Raw genomic sequence first — 16,709 nt, forward strand, 5'->3', positions numbered from 1 at the left:
TGTTCTCCTTAGGCGTTTACGGCGGCAACAATTTTCTCGGCGGCGTCGTTCAGGCCGTCGGCGGAAGTGAGTTTCAAACCGGATTCGTTCAGAATCTTTGCACCCAATTCGGCATTATTGCCTTCGAGGCGCACCACCACGGGCACGGTTACGTTCACTTCTTTCACAGCGGCCACAATGGCTTCGGCAATCATATCGCAACGCACGATACCGCCGAAAATGTTGATCAGCACGCCTTTCACGGATTTGTCTTCCAAAATCAGCTTGAATGCTTCCACCACACGTTCTTTGGTGGCACCGCCGCCCACATCGAGGAAGTTGGCCGGCTGGCCACCTTTGAGCTTGATGATATCCATGGTGGCCATCGCCAGGCCGGCGCCGTTCACCATACAGCCGATATTACCTTCCAGCGCCACATAGTTCAGCTCAAACTCGGAGGCTTTCAGCTCGCGCTCGTTTTCTTGCGACTTATCGCGCAGTTCGGCAATTTTCGGCAGGCGGTACAAAGCATTGCCGTCGATGCCCACTTTCGCGTCCACGCAGGCCAGGCTGCCGTCTTCGCGCACGCTCAGCGGGTTGATTTCAAACAGGGCGAAATCGTTTTCGATGAAGGCTTGGTAGGCGCCGGTCATCAGTTTCACAAACTGGCCGACTTGTTTGTCTTTCAAGCCCAGCTTGAAGGCCACTTCGCGGGCTTGGCAGGGCTGCAGGCCCACCAGCGGGTCGACAACCACTTTGAAGATTTTTTCCGGGGTTTCCTCGGCCACTTTTTCAATTTCCACACCGCCCTCGGTGGAAGCCATAAACACCACGCGGCGCGCGGCACGGTCTACCACCGCGCCCAAATAGAGCTCGGTTTGCACCGGATACATATCTTCACACACCAACACGCTGTTTACCGGCTGGCCGTTGGCATCGGTTTGATAAGTAATCAGATTGGTGCCAATTAAGCTTTCAGCCACCTGTTTGGCCTCATCGCGGCTTTTCACCACTTTCACGCCACCGGCCTTGCCGCGTCCGCCAGCGTGCACTTGGGCTTTAATCACAGCAAATTTGCCGCCCAATTTATCGAATGCGGCGGCAGCTTCTTCACCGTTGGCGGCCAAAATCCCGCCCTGAACCGGCAAACCATAGCCCGCAAGCAGCTCTTTTGCTTGATATTCATGTAGATTCATCAAAGTTCCCTCAGTTAGGTTAAACACAGTTTGCCACCATGAAAGCGGCAAAGATCGAATTCAAGACCAGCTTTGATAATGCAGGGCGAAGTATAGACGAAACCCGCAGGTAACATCAGCGCAATTTTGTTAGAACAAGTAAATGGGAGATGTATAAATTGCAACCCGGCCTACCGCCGATACATGGGATGAAGAAAGGCTACCTGAAATTTTTCAGGTAGCCTTTCTTCTCTGCACTAGCGTTCGCTCAAGTTCAAATAATGCCGGCTGCCGCGCATATTGGCGATGGCGTGCAGCAGCAGTTGGAAATGGTCGGGGTTGTTCACGAAATCCAGCTCTTCGGTGTTGGCAATCAGCAGCGGGGCGCGGTCGTAGAGGTAGAAATAGCGGTGGTATTCTTCGTGCACCTGCTGCAGGTAGCCGGGCGGGAACAGGTTGATGTGGTTGTCGCCACGGCTGCGCAGCTGTGCTTCGTCGGCATCGGCACTGGTTTGCAGATAAATCACCAAATCGGGTACGGGAATTTCGGGCATGATTTTTTGCTTGAGCTGCCAATACAGCGCCTGCTCGTCTTCGCGCAGGATGGTGGGCACGAAAATCTGGTCTTTTTCCAGCAGGAAATCGCTCACCACTCGCTGCATGCTGTGGTTGGCGTTGCCGATTTCGTCGGCGGCGGCGATGAGGTTGAGCGTTTCGGTGCGGCGCAGCAGGAAGTAGAGTTCGGCGGCTAAGCCGTGGTTGGCGGCATTGAGGTAGAACTGTTCCAAAAACGGGTTTTTCTCGGGCTGCTCGCTGATGAGGGTGCAGCCGAAATGCTCGGCCAGCTTGCGGCTGAGCGGGGATTTGCCGCTGCCGATGGGGCCTTCCACAACGATGTAGCGGTAGTCTGCCTGCATGGTTTCTCCTTGGAATGTTTCAGGTAGCCTTCGGGGGTTCAGGCAGCCTATTAAAGGCTACTTGAAAACTTAACTCTCTGTTTCATCTAAACGTTGCACGCCTTCATTGCCCAGCGTGGCGGCCAGCGCGGCAGCGGTGGCGGTTTGGCCGGGCAGGATGTGCTGCGGGGCGATTTCGGCCAGGGGAATCATCACGAAGCCGCGCTGATGGGCGCGCGGGTGCGGCAGCTGCAAGGCGGGGCTGTCGAGCGTTTGGCCGGCGTAGTCGATTAAATCCAAATCCAGCGTGCGCGGGGCATTGCGGAAGCTGCGCACGCGGCCGGCGGCGGCTTCGGTTTGGTGCAGCAGCGCGAGCAGTTCGGCAGCGGGCAAATCGGTAGAGAGCAGTGCCACGGCGTTGATGAAGTCGGGCTGGTCGGCATAGCCCACCGGCACGGTGCGGTAAAACGAGGAAGCCGCCAGCACCTGCACTTGAGGGTGCGCAGCCAGCGCGGCCAGGGCGTTTTGCAGCTGGAAAACGGGCTGTTCAAGGTTGCTGCCCAAGGCAATAATGGCTTGCTTCATTTGGCGTTTTTAATCATGGAGTAATTGGAATCGGACTACCTGAAAACGGAGTCGGCGGGATTTTCAGGTAGCCTTTGAATAAGGTTTCGGATTTGGGAATCCGGCTTACGTCTGCTTCAACCCAATGCCGCCTATTCAGCCGCGCCCTTATCTGCCGCGCCTGTTTTTTTCTTGCGCCGGCGGCGGCGTTTTTTGGCTGGGGCATCGCTGCTGTCGGGGCGTTGTTCGGCGGCTTGAATCATCTGTTTGCGCTGTTCTTCGTCGGCGTCTTGGAACGCTGTCCACCAGTCGGCGATGCCCTGCTCCACTTCGCCGGCGCGGGCGCGCAGCAGCAGGAAATCGTAGGCGGCGCGGAAGTGGGGCTGGGCGAGCAGGCGGAAGGGGCGGGCGCCGCGCCGGTATTCAAATTGGGGCTGGAGCTGCCAGATTTCGCGCATCGAGGCGGTGAAGCGGTGTGGCACGCCCCAGCCTTTTTCCATATTAGCGCGGGTTTCGGCCACAGCGGCGCTGAGCGCGGGCATGGTTCTGAGCCCGCTATTCTGAGCGCGCTGCCAGGCCTCGCGTACCTGCGGCCACAATACGGCGGCCAGCACAAAACCCACCGATACGCCTTGGTCGGCGCGCAGGCGGCTGTCGGTACTGTTGAGGGTAAGCGCCACGATGCCGCGCCCTTGGTTTTCAGGTAGCCTTTCCAAGGCGCAGGCAAGCAGGGGATGCACACTTTGGCCGTCCATGCCCAAGGCCTGCATCTGTTTGAGGCAATCGATGGCCGCGCCGGAAAACAGGAGTTTCATCACTTCGTCGAACAGGCGCGCCAGCGGTTCTTTGGGCAACAGGTGCAGGCATTCGGCAATCGGTGCGGCGGTGTCGGGGGCTACCTGAAAACCAAGTTTGCCGGAAAGCCGGGCGGCGCGCAGCATGCGCACCGGGTCTTCCTGATAGCGCGCGCGGGCGTCGCCAATCATCACCAGGCGTTTGGCGCGGATGTCGGCCACGCCGTGGTGGAAATCGGTGATTTCCCCGCGCGCGGGGTTGTAATACAGGGCGTTGCAGGTGAAATCGCGGCGGGCGGCGTCTTGCTCCATGCTGCCGTAGCTGTTGTCTTGCATGATGCGGCCGTGTTCGTTTTGCCGCGCGGGGCGGCTGCCGCCGCGGAAGGTGGTGACTTCAATCGTTTCCGGCCCCACCATCACGTGCACAATCTGAAAGCGGCGGCCGATGATGCGGCTGCGGCGGAATACTTTGCGCACTTCTTCGGGGCGGGCGTTGGTGGCCACGTCGAAATCTTTCGGCTCGACGCCCAAGAGCAAATCGCGCACCGCGCCGCCCACCACATAAGCCTCAAACCCGGCCTGCTGCAGCCGCGACACCACCTTTTCCGCCGCATAGCTGATCCCATCCGGCATGATGTTGTGTTCGTTTTGCGGCAGCACTTGTTTGTGTGAATGCGTTGCTGCGGCTTCAGGTTTGCCCGGCAGGATCTTGCGCAGCCATCTAGTCAGCATAGGGTGTATTCTCTTCTTGTTTTTCAGGTAGCCTGCGGTGTGCGCGCAGGCGCGTGTTTCAGATAAAGTGCGCAGTATAACCTTTCGCCGCAACGGCTGCCAAACCAAGCGCTTTCCGTTATAATCGCCGCTACCCCGCACCACAGGAAAACACACCATGTATAACTACCAATCCGACGCCACCCAGTTCCTGCAAAAATACATCGAAGAACACCCCGAAGAGCAAGAACGCCGCCTCCAAAACCGCGGCCTGTTGTGGGATGTCGAGCTCAACCCCGAAGAGCAGGCCGATTTCGCCGCCGGCAAAGTCGCCAAAAAACCCTACACCTACTATTCCTACTAAATCCCGCGCCGCGCCATGACCGCAGCCACCGACCATCTGCCCCCCGGCCTTGCAGGCTACCTGAAAAGCATCAATCCGCCCGAAGCAGAAGTGTTGCAACGCCTGCGCCAAACCACCGCGCAGCACCGTATGGGCAAAATGCACCTGGCCGCCGAGCAAGCCCAGCTCCTCGCCTTTCTCGTGCAGCTCATCCGCGCCGAACGCTGCCTCGAAATCGGCGTGTTCACCGGCTACAGCAGCACCGCCGTCGCCCTCGCCCTGCCCGAAAACGGCCGCCTCACCGCCTGCGACATCAACATCACCTACACCAACACCGCGCGCCGCTTCTGGCGCGAAGCCGGCGTGGAGCACAAAATCGAGCTCCACCTCCAGCCTGCCCTCATCACACTCGACCAACTCATCCAGCAAGGCCGCAGCGGCAGCTACGATTTCGCCCTGATCGACGCCGACAAACCGCCCACCGCCCACTACTACGAACGCTGCCTCACCCTGCTGCGCCCCGGCGGCCTCATCGCTATCGACAACCTCCTGCTCGGCGGCCGCGTGTATCAAGAAAATGCCGAACCCGCACCCGAATCCATCGAGCGCATCCGCGCCTTCAACCAATCCCTGCAAACCGACTCCCGCGTAGCCGCCCTCACCCTGCCCTTGGGCGACGGGCTCACCCTGCTGCGCAAACGTCATCCCGAGGAAATCCCATGCGCCTAATCATCCCCGCCGCCCTCTGCGGCCTCGCTGCCTGCACCGCCCTGCCCCCAGCATCTCCACCCCCTGCCGGCAGCCCCCTGCCCCCGCAGCGTATCGAAACCGAGCTCAACGCCCACAACCAACAAATCGGCCAACTGCAACAGCAAGTCGCCGAACTGCGCAGCCAAGTCAGCGAGCTGCAGCAACGCCAGCAGCAGCTTGCCCAACTCCTCGACGCCCGTGCCGCCTCCCGCCGCAGCACCAGCCACAGCAGCGCCGAGCCTGCCGCCACTCCGGCGGAAAACCCGCAAGAACAAGCCTATCAGCAAGCCTTGCAACTCTACCGCAGCGGCCTCTACAGCCAAGCCCTACAGCAGCTGCGCTTCGCCGAACGCAGCGGCAGTGGCGGCCGCACCGAGCAAAACGCCCTCTTCCTGCTGATGCAGAGCCACGAAAAACTGCGCAACTGCGAATCCGTCATCCTCACCGGCCAACGCTTCGCCACCCGCTTCGCCGCCAACCCCAAAGCCGCCGAAGCCCTCTACAGCGTCGGCAACTGCCAATGGGGCATGCAGCAGCGCGACATCGCCCGCGCCACCTGGCGCAAGCTGATGCAAACCTACCCCAACAGCCCCGCCGCCCGCCGCGCCGGGCAGCGCATACAGAACAACCGCTGATGAATGAGGCTACCTGAAATTTCAGGTAGCCCATTCCTCCCCATCATCCCACCCTACAAAGGAATCCACATGCTCCCCAAAATCAAACGCGCCCTGATCAGCCTGTCCGACAAAACCGGCGCGGTCGAATTTGCCCGCACGCTCGACAAGTTCGGCGTGGCCATCCTCTCCACCGGCGGCACGGCCAAGCTCTTGGCCGATGCGGGCATTCCCGTCATCGAAGTGTCCGACTACACCGGCTTCCCCGAAATGCTCGACGGCCGCGTGAAAACGCTGCACCCGAAAATCCACGGCGGCATTCTCGGCCGGCGCGATTTGCTTGATCACGTTGCCACCATGGAAGAGCACGACATCGGCAATATCGACCTGGTGTGCGTGAACCTCTACCCCTTCGCCGCCACCATCGCCAAGCCCGGCTGCACGCTGGAAGACGCGATTGAAAACATCGACATCGGCGGCCCGACCATGGTGCGCTCCGCCGCAAAGAACTGGAAACACGTCGCCATCGTTACCGACACCGCCGACTTTCCCGCCGTCGCCGCCGAAATGGAAGCCAACGGCGGCGCGTTGAGCGACAAAACCCGCTTCAACCTGTCGCGCAAAGCGTTCAGCCACACCGCCCAATACGACGGCATGATTTCCAACTACCTGACCTCGCTTTCAGACGACGTCTTGAGCGGCACGCCCGAAATCGGCGAATTCCCCAGCCAGTTCAATCAAAGCTGGATTAAAGTGCAAGACATGCGCTACGGCGAAAACCCGCACCAGCGCGCCGCTTTCTACCGCGATATTTACCCCGCCGCAGGCAGCCTTTCCGCCTACAAACAGCTCCAAGGCAAAGAATTGTCCTACAACAACATCGCCGATGCCGATGCCGCATGGGAAGCAGTCAAATCCTTCGACGCACCCGCCTGCGTGATTGTGAAACACGCCAATCCGTGCGGCGTCGCCGTTGCAGCCGATACATTGACCGCCTACAAACTCGCCTACGCCACCGACACCACCAGCGCGTTCGGCGGCATCATCGCCTTCAACCGCGAAGTGGACGGCGCAACCGTGCAACAGATTACCGACAACCAATTTATGGAAGTCCTCATGGCGCCGAAGTTTACCGCCGAAGCCCTCGAAATCGCCGCCGCCAAGAAAAACGTGCGCGTGTTGGAAGTACCTCTAGAAGCAGGCGCGAACCGCTTCGAACTCAAGCGCGTCGGCGGCGGGCTGTTGGTACAAACGCCCGACATCCACCGCATCAGCCGCGCCGATTTGAAAGTCGTCTCCAAACGCCAGCCGACCGAGCAGGAATGGAACGATTTGCTGTTCGTCTGGAACGTTGCCAAATACGTCAAATCCAACGCCATCGTGTTCGGCAAAGGCGGTCAAACCTACGGCATCGGCGCAGGCCAAATGAGCCGCGTGGACAGCACCCGCATCGCCGCCCGCAAAGCGCAGGACGCAGGTTTGGACTTAAACGGCGCATGCGCCGCCTCCGATGCCTTCTTCCCGTTCCGCGACGGCGTGGACGTCATTGCCGAACAAGGCATCAAAGCCATCATCCACCCCGCAGGCTCGATGCGCGATCAGGAAGTCTTCGACGCGGCGGACGAACACGGTATCGCGATGGTGGTAACGGGCGTGCGGCATTTCAGGCATTGATTCTGGCTGTGCATAAAGGCTACCTGAAAGTTTCAGGTAGCCTTTTATACAACTGATATAATGAAGAAACATTGTTTCAGCCCACAATTATTAAGAGAAGCAATATGCAAAAATCTATTTTGACCACCCTATTGCTTGCCTGCGCCACAACAGCCGGAGCAGACAATTTCCGCCCACAAAAACTGGCCTTGATCCATGGCCTATATGTACCCTATCAAAACGGCAATACCATTCATGCACATCCGGAACGCCATTTTTCTGCCGATCTACGAGCCGTATATCAAGAAGACAAACAACATACTGCACCGAACGAAGTCGGCTGCATCGATTACGACCCGATTATTGCCGGGCAGGATTGGGATTCAGCCAGCCTGAACCGGACGCTGAACATCCGGCCACTGGCCAACGGTCGAATCGAAGCCGTATTCCAGCAGTTTTCCGGCGATTTCTCGGCCACCCAAGTGCAATTCGTGCTGCAATGCAGCCCAAACGGTCGCTGCCTGATCGACGACATCTATTCTGCCACGCCAGGACACCGCTTGGTTTCATTCAAACGCAGCGTACGGCGCTGTATCAGCGAAATGACCAACCAGCACTAGGCTACACCAAACTTTGTTAGAATCGATAACAACATAGCCCCTATCAACCACCATATTTTTCAGGTAGCCTCAAGAGCAGACTCATGGAACCTCAAGAACTCGATACCCTAAACCTCAACGAAGCCCTCGCCGAAATCCTGCAAGCCCACGGCTATGCCTGCCAAACGCAAGGGGAAAAAATCCTTCCCGATTTCGCCGTGCCCGTGCAGCTCGAAACCTGGGCGTTTCCGCGCGAACACGCCAACGGCGCGGTGGTGAGCCGTTTCGATGTCGGCATCACCCTGCCCGACGGGCGCGAACTCTACGAATGCTGCGGCGACATCGGCGAGAATCTGGAAGAAGCCCTCTCGCGCAACCTGCAAAGCTTCTGCACCAACAGTCTGCACGTTTTGCTGGACGCATTCAACCCCGGCGAAAACCATTGCCCGCACGAAATCTGGACAGCCCGCAACGGCAACCGTTTCCAAGCCATTTTGGGCGACTGGACAACGAAAAAACTGGGCGAAAACACCGACGACGGCAATGCAGAAACAATCAGCAACATCATTCCCGAGGCATTAGAAAACACGCTGCAAACCATCATCTGCCATCAAAACCTCACAGCGCAATATCATTTAATCCGCTTCTTCTATGCCCAATCGGACAACAAAACGATGAATGTGGAATTTATGATCGACAACCAAGACGATGCCGCCGAAGAAGAACAACAGCTTGCCCAGCTCCCCTGGCTGCGCCGGGAAGCCTATTACAGCGTGCGCCGCTGTATCATGCTCAAACCCTTGGATGAAAACTAGGCATAAGCTCCCTATTTTTTTCTCCATAACAAAAGGCTACCTGAAATTTTTCAGGTAGCCTTTTTGCCGATGGTATTAATCTTCGCGGCCGTGTTTTTGGATGAACTCGATTTTGTAGCCGTCTGGGTCTTCCACGAAGGCGATAACGGTATTGCCGTGTTTCATCGGGCCGGCTTCGCGCACCACTTTGCCGCCTTTGGCGCGCACGGCATCGCAAGTAGCATAGGCGTCTTCCACTTCGATGGCGATATGACCGTAGGCGTTGCCGAGGTCGTAGCTTGCGGTATCCCAGTTGTGGGTGAGCTCGAGCACGGCGGTTTCATCTTCGCTGCCGTAGCCGACAAAGGCAAGGGTGAAGCGGCCTTCGGGGTAGTCTTTGCGGCGCAGAAGTTTCATGCCGAGCACTTCTTGGTAGAAGGCGAGAGAAGCGTCAAGGTTGCCAACGCGCAGCATGGTATGGAGGATTCGCATGGTTTGTCCTTGGTAGGTGTTTGCTAGGGAGGCAGATTGTAACAGGTTCCTGGCAGGCTGCGGGCTTCAGGCTACCTGAAAACTGGTTCAGCCCAGCAGAAACAACTCGCGGCCATGCTGTTTGAGCCAAGCAGCGGCAGCGGCTCGGTGCGGGGTGTATTGTTCGACTGCTGCCCAAAAGGCGGGGCTGTGATTAGGGTGGCGCAGGTGGCAGAGTTCGTGCACGCAGACGTAGTCGGCCACGTATTCGGGTGCGCCGATAAGCCGCCAGTTGAGGCGGATGTTGCGGCGGCGGCATACGCCCCAGAAGGTTTTGGCGCGGCTGAGGGCGGTGTGTTCGGGAATGAGCTGCAGGCGCTGGGCGTGTGCGGCGAGGCGGGGGAGGAGGTAGGCTTCGGCCAGCGGCTGGAGGTGTAGGCGCAGGCGGGCTTGCTGCTGCGTCCATTCGGCTGCGGGCAGGAGGATGCGGCCGGGCTGGATTTGGATGGCGGCTTGGGTGTGGGATTGCAGCTGGTGCGGCTGGCCGTAGAGCCAGAGGTGGCTGGGGGCAGTAGCTGGGGCGGGGCTACGCCGGAGCATTTGCTGCAGGGCGGTTTCATTATGTTGCAGCCAGCGGCGCAACTCGGGCAGGCTTAGCTGCGGCGGGATGCTGAGCCGCAGGCTGTGTGCGCTGTGCGCCCGCAGGATGATGTTTTTCTTGGCACGGCGGCTAAGGTGGAGCTGGATGGTGTGGCCGTTGGCGAGGGTGTGGGTGAGGTGGGGCATAGCGGGTTTAGGCAATCTTTGGGGTTTGATTTATATGGTTTCAGGTAGCCTAGGCTACCTGAAAATATTTATGCTGGTGCAACCACACCAGCTGCCGGCAGGCAGATTTATGCCTGATATTTGCGCCTGAAACAATTGTTTGGCATGAATGCCCGGCCTACGGTTTGATGTTTCAGGTAGCCTTTGAGAAAACAAAAGGCTACCTGAAAGTTTAATTGGATTGACCGGCGGCTTCCGGCTGGGCGGATACGGCTTCGGCGGCAACAGTTTGATGCAAGGTGGTGAGCTTGCGGGTGAGGATGTTGAGGATGAGGCCGTAGGCGGGCAGGAAGAAGAGCGTGCCGATCACGAGTTTGAACAGGTAATCGACAAAGGCGATGTGCGGCCAGTTGGCGGCCATAAAGGCATCGCTGCTGCCGGCGAAGGCGATGGAGAAGAAAAGCACGGTATCCACGGCGTTGCCGGCGAAGGTGGAAGCGGCGGGGGCGATCCACCATGATTTCAGCCGGCGCAGACGGTTGAATACGACAATATCGAGAATTTGGCCGACAACATAGGCGGCAAAGCTGGCCAGGGCGATGCGGAACACGGGCATCACAAACACGGCAAGCGCGCCCCAGCCTGTCCAGGCGCCTTCTTGAAACAGCACGGAAAAGGCATAAGAAACGAGCAAGGCGGGGAACATGACGAAGAAGATAATGCGCCGGGCGAGGCTTTGGCCAAAGATGCGCACGGTTAAATCGGTGGCGAGGAAGATGAAGGGAAAGCTGAGCGCGCCCCAGGTGGAATGCACTTCAAAGCCGTTGGGCAGGGTGACGCTGAAGGGGAATTGCACGAGATAGTTGCTGGCGGCAATCACCAGGATGTGGAAAAAAATGAGCCAGCGGAGGGCTTGCTGCTGTTGGGCGGGGGTGAAGCGATAGTTTTGCATAATGATCCTTAGTTTTGGTTTAGATAAAAATCTACGCGGGAGGGTTGCGAACCGCGCGGGGTTGGAAACTGGGTTTCAGGTAACCTTTTAGTTAATGCAGCGGAACTTAATCTTCGCCGCCTGCTTCAAAGGAAAAGCTGAGGCCGGCAAACCATTGGCTGAAATGGTCGGCAATTTTTCGGTAGAACAAATCGCTGTAAATCAGCCAAACGGCTTGGTTGGGCAGGAGGAACAGGCTGCCTTCGTTGTGGCTGCCGATGGTGAAGCCCTGCTGTATTTCTTCCAGCGACAATTGCGGCCAATCGCTGCTGGTTTCGGTGGCTTTGAAGTAGAACTCGGGATCGGAGAGGCGGGCGTAGTATGGCAGGCTGTTGCGCTCGGTTTCGCACAGCAGGGCAGGCGGGTAGAAATCTACGTCTTCGCCATTAGCAGTTTCGTACACTCGAATGCCGCGTGCTTGGCCAATCATGGCGAGGTATTCCGCTGGCAGCGGCTGGCCGGCGTAGTGGGTGGGAAGGGTGTGGGGCATGATGTTTTCTATAAATTTAGGAGGCTGGTGTGGAGGCTACCTGAAAATATTGCCGCTATGTTTCCTGCTCAAACTCTGCCTGCATGATTTGGCAGGCCTGTTCAAAAGCGGCTTTGTCTTCATTGCTGAAAACCGGCAGGGAAAGGGCGAGCCGTTTGGCTTCGTTCAGGCTGATGCGGCGGTTGGCTTGCACGAAGGCAATACAGGCCAGCCATGCCGCGCCGTGCTGTTTTAGCTGCTGAACTTCGGCAGCCAGTGCTGCGTTATCCAGCGGGGGAAGAGAGGCGGCGCGGTTTTTAATTTCAGCAAGCAGCATGGGTTTCAGGTAGCCTGCAGCTCACTGCATATCGTGCTTAAACAGCCGCTCGCGCGCCATTTGCTCGAATGACGTGCCGAGGCGGCCATAGTTGGCAAACGGATGAATGGCGATGCCGCCGCGCGGGGTGAATTCGCCGAACACTTCGATGTATTTCGGGTTCATCAGCTTGATGAGGTCTTTCATGATGATGTTGATGCAATCTTCGTGAAAGTCGCCGTGGTTGCGGAAGCTGAAGAGGTAGAGCTTGAGCGATTTACTTTCCACCATTTTGATGTCGGGGATATAGCGGATGAGGATGGTGGCGAAATCTGGCTGGCCGGTGAGCGGGCACAGGCTGGTGAATTCGGGGCAGACGAATTTAACGAAATAGTCGTTGCCGGGGTGTTTGTTGTCGAACGCTTCGAGGATTTCCGGGGCGTAGGTTGAGGGATATTGCGTGCCGGTATTGCCCAGCAGGGAGAGGCCGCTGAGCTCTTCTTTGTTGCGCATGGGAGTCCTTAGTTTTGGTAACGCGGGAGGGTTGCGAACCGCGGTTTGGAAAAAAGGAGCGGATTATAAAGGATTTTTAGGCTACCTGAAAGCGTGGCTGCAATGAAGTTAAAACAACATTTCGGGCGCGCCCAAGCTGATTTTTTGCCAAGCTAAAGTTTCAGGTAACCTTTGGCAGGTTTGCGCTAAATCTCTCCGGCGCGCAGGGCAGCGAGTACGGGGGCGGTTTTTGGGGAAAAGCCGCGCCAGAGGCGGTAGGATTCGGCGGCTTGCTCCACCAGCATACCCAAGCCATCGGCGCTGCGCCCTGCGCCTGCTTCGGCGGCGAAGCGCATAAAGGCGGTGGGCTCGTGGCCATAGGCCATGTCGTAGGCGAGTTCGCATTGGGCAAACACGGCAGGGGCAATGGCAGGCACTTGGCCGCTCAGGCTGCCGGAAGTAGCGTTGATAATAATATCGAAACCGGCAGCAGGCAGTTGGCCCAACTCGGCAGCACGAATGCCGAAAATCGCAGCCAATTCTTGCGCTTTGGCCGCGGTGCGGTTGGCAATGGTGAGGCTGGCGGGGCCGCATTCGAGCAGAGGCAGAATCACGCCGCGCGCTGCGCCACCCGCGCCAATGATGAGGATGCGTTTGCCCGCTGGGGCTACCTGAAAGTTGCGGCTAATATCGGCCACTAAGCCGAGGCCGTCGGTATTATCGGCATGGATTCGGCCGTTAGCTTGTTTGATTAATGTGTTAGCCGCACCGGCGGCACGGGCGCGTTCGGACAGGCTGCCTGCCCAGGCACAGGCATCGGTTTTGAACGGCACGGTTACGTTTGCGCCCATGCCGCCCGCAGCGAAAAAGGCGGCGGCAGCTTGGGCGAAGCAGCCCGGCTCGGCCAGTAATCGTTCATATTCGATCGCCGTACCTTCTTGGGCGGCAAACATTTGGTGGATGGCAGGCGAGCGGCTGTGGGCCACGGGGTTGCCGAGAACGGCATAGCGGGGAGCAGGCATGGTGTGCGGCAGAGAATAGAAAGTGCTGAATTATAGCCAAATATATGCCGCAACGCTTGCAAACCTGCCCTGCTGCCCCATCTTGCTGTTTAACTGCCCAAACAGGCAGCAGCAGCGGCCGGCTGAATTTTTTGCAAACGGGGTATTTGCTGCTACAATCCGCATTCGTTTCTTTTTTATTTGATATCAAGAGGAGTTTTTCCACATGCAACCGCGCAATGTTTACGATTACACCGACGTGGGCAGCAGCGTTTCCGCGCAAAGCACCATTTTGCGTAAAACCTACGGCCTGCTCGGGCTCTCGTTCCTTCCGGCGGCTGCCGGCGCGTTCGTCGCCATGGCCACCGGCCTGAGCCTGTTCAGCTTCACCGGCAACTATTGGGTTGCCCTGGGCATTTTCTTCGCCTTCTTCTACGGCATGAGCTTCCTGATCGAGAAAAACCGTTACAGCAATGTGGGCGCGGCCCTGCTGATGGTGCTCACTTTCGGCCTGGGCTTCACGCTCGGCCCGATTTTGAACTACAGCCTGGCGCTTTCCAACGGCATCGAGCTCATTGGCATCGCCGCCGTGATGACTGCCGCCGTGTTCCTGAGCATGGCAGCTATGGCCAAATCGCCTACCTTCCAAACCAACAGCATTGCCCGCTTCGTTACCGTGGGCTTTGTGGTGGCCTTTATCGCTATGATAGCCAACCTCTTCCTGAGCATTCCCGCGCTCTCACTCACCGTATCCGCCCTGTTTGTGATCGTGAGCTCCGTGCTGATTATGTGGCAGGTACGCGTGATCATCGAAGGCGGTGAAGACAGCCACATCAGCGCCGCGTTGACGCTGTTTGTTGCCATTTACAACATCTTCACCGGCCTCCTGCGCCTGCTGTTGGCATTTGCCGGCGAAGACTAAACCGCTGTAAGTAGTGATTGAATAAAAGGCTACCTGAAAAGTTTCAGGTAGCCTTTTCTAATGGTCGGTTCAGGCAGCATCAGAAATTCAATGGTTTTGCTGGGTTTGGCAACTCAGCTTACGCTTGCTGGAAAATACTGTGTATTTCTATGAAACTGAAAACGGCCTAGCCGCCCAAAGCCTGCGCCTGCTGCACCAAATACCGCCGCCCATCTTGCCTAGCCAGGCTTAAATATTGCGGCAGCAAAGGCGAGCCCATAGCAGCCAAGGCCTGCAACACGGCAATTTTCTGGTATTCATCCGCATCCCAGCCGGCAACGTCACGGTAGATGCCGCGCTGCCAAAAGTGTTCGGCATAGCGTTCGGTGTGCGGCGCATGCATGCTGCCAGATACCATCAGGGCGCGGCGGCAAGTGTATTCGTCGGGGTCGTTGCAGAAAAATTCCGCCCATTGCCATGCAACGGCTTGGTTGGAGAGGCGCGGAAGCTGCACGGCCAGCTGCCAGCCCGCATCATACGCAGGCTGCTGCCGATAGGTTTCGCACAGCCGCAGCAAGGCTGGCTCGGGCAGCATTCCGGCGATGTATTCGCTTTCGTTGTCGCGCGCGGTAAGATAAAGCAGCTGCCGGGCCTGTTCGGGCTGCCATGCGTGCGCAGGGATTTGCTGCACAAAATCAAAACACGCCGCCCACACTTCAGGCATGGCGGCATAGTTACATTCCCATTCGCCACCAATGTCCTGCTCGGCTTGCTTGCCGAACTCGGCGCTTTTCCAGACAAGGAAATCGGTGTATACGCGATGCAGTTTTTCAATGACGGATGATTGGTTCATGGCAAATTCGCCTGGCTGTTTTTAGTTGCATAGAAACTTGCTACATTCGTTTTAACTTCGTTGAAGCGGCGCTTTCAGGTAGCCTTTCACCGACTGCAGGCTACCTGAAACCTAATCCGCCAAATCCCTGCACAACCGCACCGCCTCGTCCAGCCGTTCCACGCCGAAGATTTCCAGGCCGGGGAATTCTTTTTTGCTGCGCGGCAGGTTGGCTTTGGGCACGATGGCGCGTTTGAAGCCGAGTTTTTCCGCCTCTTTCAGCCGCTCCTGCCCGCGTGCCACGGGGCGCACTTCGCCGCTCAGGCCGACTTCGCCGAAGGCCACCATTTTTTCGGGCAGCGGCTTGTTGCGGAAGCTGGACACCATCGCCAGAATCACCGCCAAATCCGCTGCCGGCTCGCTGATTTTCACGCCGCCCACCGCGTTGATGAACACGTCTTGGTCGAAACAGGCGATGCCGGCGTGGCGGTTGAGCACGGCCAAGAGCATGGCGAGACGGTTTTGTTCGAGGCCGACGGTGAGCCGTTTGGGCGTGAAGCCGTGCGCGTCATCCACCAGCGCTTGGATTTCCACCAGCAGCGGGCGGCTGCCTTCCTGCGTCACCAGCACGCACGAGCCGGCCACGTCGTCGCGGTAGCTGGCGAGGAAGATGGCGGAGGGGTTGGACACGCCTTTGAGGCCGTTTTCCAGCATGGCGAACACGCCCAGCTCGTTGGCCGCGCCGAAGCGGTTTTTGATGGCGCGAATCATGCGGTAGTTGGAATGTTGGTCGCCTTCAAAATACAAAACCGTGTCCACCATGTGTTCCAGCACGCGCGGGCCGGCAATCGCGCCGTCTTTGGTGACGTGGCCGACAAAAATCATAGCGATGCCCATCTGCTTGGCCATGCGCGTGAACTGGGCGGCGCACTCGCGCACCTGCGACACGGAACCGGGCGCGGAGGTAATCTGGTCGGAATACATGGTCTGAATCGAGTCGATGACCACCACGGCGGGCTGGTGCTGTTTCAAAGCAGCCTGCACCGCTTCCAAGCGGATTTCCGCCAGCAAATGCACGCCGTCCGCGTCCAGCCCCAAACGCTGCGCGCGCAGGGCGACCTGTTGCGCCGATTCCTCGCCCGACACATACAGCACTTTGCGTTTTTTCGCCATCAGGGCAACGGTTTGCAGCAGCAGCGTGGATTTGCCGATGCCGGGGTCGCCGCCCAACAAAATCACCGCGCCGTCCACCAGCCCGCCGCCGAGCACGCGGTCGAGTTCGCCCATGCCGGTGGGCTCGCACGGCACTTCGGCGGCGGTAACTTTGGAGAGTTCCTGCACTTGCGTGGTGTCCGCCGCCCAAGATTGGAAGCGGGCATTCTTCGGCTCGGGCGCGGCGATGCCTTCTTGCAAGGTGTTCCACTCGCCGCAGTGCGGGCATTTGCCCTGCCACTTGGGCACGGTGCCGCCGCATTCGGTGCAGGTGTAGAGGGTTTTGGGGGCTTTGGCCATAGCATTGTTTTCCTTGTATCTTTTATTTTCAGGTAGCCTTTTTAACTATTGGATGAGGTGTAGGAAATCGTCGCGTTGTTTACACTT

The 16,709-nt window shown here is 58.2% G+C and carries 20 protein-coding genes; 7 read left to right on the forward strand and 13 right to left on the reverse strand.

Annotated elements, in window-relative coordinates; genetic code table 11:
* Window positions 1-8: 8 nt before the first annotated feature.
* The 4 genes from sucC to pcnB form a co-directional block, all read right to left on the reverse strand.
* Window positions 9-1,175 (reverse strand): ADP-forming succinate--CoA ligase subunit beta, encoded by a 1,167-nt coding sequence (gene sucC, locus HMPREF2796_RS09635; RefSeq protein ID WP_070633191.1) that lies wholly within the window; start codon window positions 1,173-1,175, stop codon window positions 9-11.
* A 236-nt stretch (window positions 1,176-1,411) separates the two neighbouring features.
* Window positions 1,412-2,071 (reverse strand): deoxynucleoside kinase, encoded by a 660-nt coding sequence (locus HMPREF2796_RS09640; protein WP_070633193.1) that lies wholly within the window; start codon window positions 2,069-2,071, stop codon window positions 1,412-1,414.
* Window positions 2,072-2,140: 69 nt separating this feature from the next.
* Window positions 2,141-2,635 carry a 2-amino-4-hydroxy-6-hydroxymethyldihydropteridine diphosphokinase gene (folK, locus tag HMPREF2796_RS09645; protein ID WP_070633195.1) on the reverse strand — a complete coding sequence of 165 codons (495 nt, stop codon included), beginning with the start codon at window positions 2,633-2,635 and terminating at the stop codon, window positions 2,141-2,143.
* Between the two features lie 131 nt (window positions 2,636-2,766).
* Window positions 2,767-4,140, reverse strand: coding sequence for a polynucleotide adenylyltransferase PcnB (gene pcnB / locus HMPREF2796_RS09650; protein ID WP_070633197.1), 1,374 nt, complete (start codon window positions 4,138-4,140; stop codon window positions 2,767-2,769).
* 157 nt (window positions 4,141-4,297) lie between these two features.
* On the opposite strand from pcnB, the gene HMPREF2796_RS09655 reads away from it, so the two are divergent.
* The 6 genes from HMPREF2796_RS09655 (at window position 4,298) to HMPREF2796_RS09680 (ending at window position 8,893) form a co-directional block, all read left to right on the forward strand.
* Window positions 4,298-4,483: a DUF3460 family protein gene (locus HMPREF2796_RS09655; RefSeq protein ID WP_003823186.1), complete on the forward strand. Its 186-nt coding sequence runs from the start codon at window positions 4,298-4,300 to the stop codon at window positions 4,481-4,483.
* 15 nt (window positions 4,484-4,498) lie between these two features.
* Window positions 4,499-5,191, forward strand: a complete 693-nt coding sequence (locus HMPREF2796_RS09660) for a class I SAM-dependent methyltransferase (protein WP_070633199.1) — start codon at window positions 4,499-4,501, stop codon at window positions 5,189-5,191.
* Window positions 5,182-5,847 carry a tetratricopeptide repeat protein gene (locus tag HMPREF2796_RS09665; protein ID WP_070633201.1) on the forward strand — a complete coding sequence of 222 codons (666 nt, stop codon included), beginning with the start codon at window positions 5,182-5,184 and terminating at the stop codon, window positions 5,845-5,847. Before HMPREF2796_RS09660 ends, HMPREF2796_RS09665 begins: the two co-directional genes overlap by 10 nt.
* Window positions 5,848-5,916: 69 nt before the next feature.
* Window positions 5,917-7,500, forward strand: a complete 1,584-nt coding sequence (gene purH / locus HMPREF2796_RS09670) for a bifunctional phosphoribosylaminoimidazolecarboxamide formyltransferase/IMP cyclohydrolase (RefSeq protein ID WP_070633203.1) — start codon at window positions 5,917-5,919, stop codon at window positions 7,498-7,500.
* A gap of 104 nt (window positions 7,501-7,604) precedes the next feature.
* Entirely contained in the window at window positions 7,605-8,099 is a 495-nt protein-coding gene (locus tag HMPREF2796_RS09675) for a hypothetical protein (protein WP_070633206.1), read from the forward strand.
* 83 nt (window positions 8,100-8,182) lie between these two features.
* A complete protein-coding gene (locus HMPREF2796_RS09680; protein WP_070633207.1) occupies window positions 8,183-8,893 on the forward strand; it encodes a DUF6348 family protein in 711 nt (236 codons plus the stop codon).
* 75 nt (window positions 8,894-8,968) lie between these two features.
* Here HMPREF2796_RS09680 and gloA read toward each other — a convergent pair whose 3' ends face one another.
* The 7 genes from gloA to aroE all read right to left on the reverse strand — a co-directional run bounded on the left by gloA (window position 8,969) and on the right by aroE (window position 13,398).
* A complete protein-coding gene (gene gloA, locus HMPREF2796_RS09685; RefSeq protein WP_070633209.1) occupies window positions 8,969-9,364 on the reverse strand; it encodes a lactoylglutathione lyase in 396 nt (131 codons plus the stop codon).
* An 87-nt stretch (window positions 9,365-9,451) separates the two neighbouring features.
* Entirely contained in the window at window positions 9,452-10,129 is a 678-nt protein-coding gene (locus HMPREF2796_RS09690) for a M48 family metallopeptidase (RefSeq protein WP_070633211.1), read from the reverse strand.
* 211 nt (window positions 10,130-10,340) lie between these two features.
* A complete protein-coding gene (locus tag HMPREF2796_RS09695) occupies window positions 10,341-11,060 on the reverse strand; it encodes a 7-cyano-7-deazaguanine/7-aminomethyl-7-deazaguanine transporter (RefSeq protein ID WP_070633213.1) in 720 nt (239 codons plus the stop codon).
* Between the two features lie 106 nt (window positions 11,061-11,166).
* A complete protein-coding gene (locus tag HMPREF2796_RS09700; RefSeq protein WP_070633215.1) occupies window positions 11,167-11,589 on the reverse strand; it encodes a hypothetical protein in 423 nt (140 codons plus the stop codon).
* Between the two features lie 55 nt (window positions 11,590-11,644).
* Window positions 11,645-11,905, reverse strand: a complete 261-nt coding sequence (locus HMPREF2796_RS09705; protein ID WP_070633217.1) for a hypothetical protein — start codon at window positions 11,903-11,905, stop codon at window positions 11,645-11,647.
* Window positions 11,906-11,926: 21 nt separating this feature from the next.
* Window positions 11,927-12,397, reverse strand: coding sequence for a preQ(1) synthase (queF, locus tag HMPREF2796_RS09710; RefSeq protein ID WP_070633219.1), 471 nt, complete (start codon window positions 12,395-12,397; stop codon window positions 11,927-11,929).
* A gap of 185 nt (window positions 12,398-12,582) precedes the next feature.
* The gene (gene aroE / locus HMPREF2796_RS09715) at window positions 12,583-13,398 is read right to left on the reverse strand and encodes a shikimate dehydrogenase (RefSeq protein ID WP_070633221.1); all 816 of its coding nucleotides are present in this window, start codon (window positions 13,396-13,398) and stop codon (window positions 12,583-12,585) included.
* Window positions 13,399-13,603: 205 nt separating this feature from the next.
* Here aroE and HMPREF2796_RS09720 point away from each other — a divergent pair, with 205 nt between their 5' ends.
* Window positions 13,604-14,299 (forward strand): Bax inhibitor-1 family protein, encoded by a 696-nt coding sequence (locus HMPREF2796_RS09720; protein ID WP_003823203.1) that lies wholly within the window; start codon window positions 13,604-13,606, stop codon window positions 14,297-14,299.
* Between the two features lie 166 nt (window positions 14,300-14,465).
* Here HMPREF2796_RS09720 and HMPREF2796_RS09725 read toward each other — a convergent pair whose 3' ends face one another.
* Both HMPREF2796_RS09725 and radA read right to left on the reverse strand, forming a co-directional pair.
* Window positions 14,466-15,131, reverse strand: coding sequence for a hypothetical protein (locus HMPREF2796_RS09725; protein WP_070633223.1), 666 nt, complete (start codon window positions 15,129-15,131; stop codon window positions 14,466-14,468).
* A 111-nt stretch (window positions 15,132-15,242) separates the two neighbouring features.
* On the reverse strand, window positions 15,243-16,622 hold the full coding sequence (gene radA, locus HMPREF2796_RS09730; protein WP_070633225.1) for a DNA repair protein RadA: 1,380 nt from the start codon (window positions 16,620-16,622) through the stop codon (window positions 15,243-15,245).
* Window positions 16,623-16,709 lie beyond the last annotated feature (87 nt).

It is taken from the genome of Eikenella sp. HMSC071B05 (assembly GCF_001811325.1).
Classification (GTDB): Bacteria; Pseudomonadota; Gammaproteobacteria; order Burkholderiales; family Neisseriaceae; genus Eikenella; species Eikenella corrodens.